The organism is Nonomuraea sp. NPDC049028 (assembly GCF_043197735.1).
Lineage (GTDB): Bacteria > Actinomycetota > Actinomycetes > Streptosporangiales > Streptosporangiaceae > Nonomuraea.
The window spans coordinates 1-1,190 of the sequence record NZ_JBICTR010000044.1 but is presented as its reverse complement, the minus strand read 5'-3'; the positions used below and the strand labels follow the sequence as shown (position 1 = coordinate 1,190).

General features: G+C 59.2%; 2 rRNA genes. Both read right to left on the bottom strand.

Going from position 1 to position 1,190, the window contains the following annotated elements:
- A 23S ribosomal RNA gene (locus ACGFJ2_RS59315) occupies positions 1-629 on the bottom strand; the annotation flags it as partial.
- A 479-nt stretch (positions 630-1,108) separates the two neighbouring features.
- A 16S ribosomal RNA gene (locus ACGFJ2_RS59310) occupies positions 1,109-1,190 on the bottom strand; the annotation flags it as partial.

Genomic DNA, 1,190 nt, shown 5'->3' with positions numbered 1-1,190 from the left:
TAAGCTCCTACGGCTTGTAGGCACACGGTTTCAGGTACTATTTCACGACCCCTCACCGGGGCACTTTTCACCTTTCCCTCACGGTACTCGTGCACTATCGGTCACCAGGGAGTATTTAGGCTTACCAGGTGGTCCTGGCAGATTCACACAGGATTTCTCGGGCCCCGTGCTACTTGGGATCCCCTCAAACAGTCGACAGATTTTCGCCTACCCGGCTCTCACGGTCTACGGCGCCCCTTCCCAGAGGCTTCGACTAACCCATCGATTTATCACTGTCCAAGAAAGCGGCAGCTCCCTTAAGAGGGTCCCACGACCCCGGACATGCAACGCCTGCCGGCTATCACACACGCCCGGTTTAGCCTCATCCGCTTTCGCTCACCACTACTCACGGAATCACTCTTGTTTTCTCTTCCTACGGGTACTGAGATGTTTCACTTCCCCGCGTTACCACCAACCGCCCTATACATTCAGGCGGAGGCAACACCACATGACTGGTGCTAGGTTTCCCCATTCGGACATCCCCGGATCAACGTCTGGTTGGCGACTCCCCGAGGCTTAACGCAGCCTCCCACGTCCTTCATCGGCTCCTGATGCCAAGGCATCCACCGTGTGCCCTAAAAAACTTGGCCACAAAGATGCTCGCGTCCACTATGCAAATCTCAAACAACAAACAGCAACCATCTCACCAAGCCACCAAACACCCAGCACACTCGCTGAGCCGGTATAGCAAGAAGACGGTCCTGCATGAGGTATCCACAAACCACGGGACTGCCCACCGCACGAGGCGCCGACTTCCGCCGACGCCCCACCCCGCCGACCCGGCGCCAGGAGCGTCGTCCCTTACGGGCGACCCTGGCGTGGGTGGTGGGATGCGGTCGCAGTCCCAGGTCCGTTTCCTCAGGACCCAACAGTGTGTCCAACCAGCCGCACCCTCCGAGCCTGCGCTCCCACTCCCACCCTCCGAAGAGAGCAGGCGGTACGAGCAGTCCGAACCGGTGCGAACCGGTTGAGTAGCCAGTGCTCCACTAATGAGCTTGCCGAGCAGAAGACGTACGCTTCTGACCCCGGCGTAGATCGGCAACTTCCGTCACCGACCGGTGCTCCTTAGAAAGGAGGTGATCCAGCCGCACCTTCCGGTACGGCTACCTTGTTACGACTTCGTCCCAATCGCCAGCCCCACCTTCGACCGC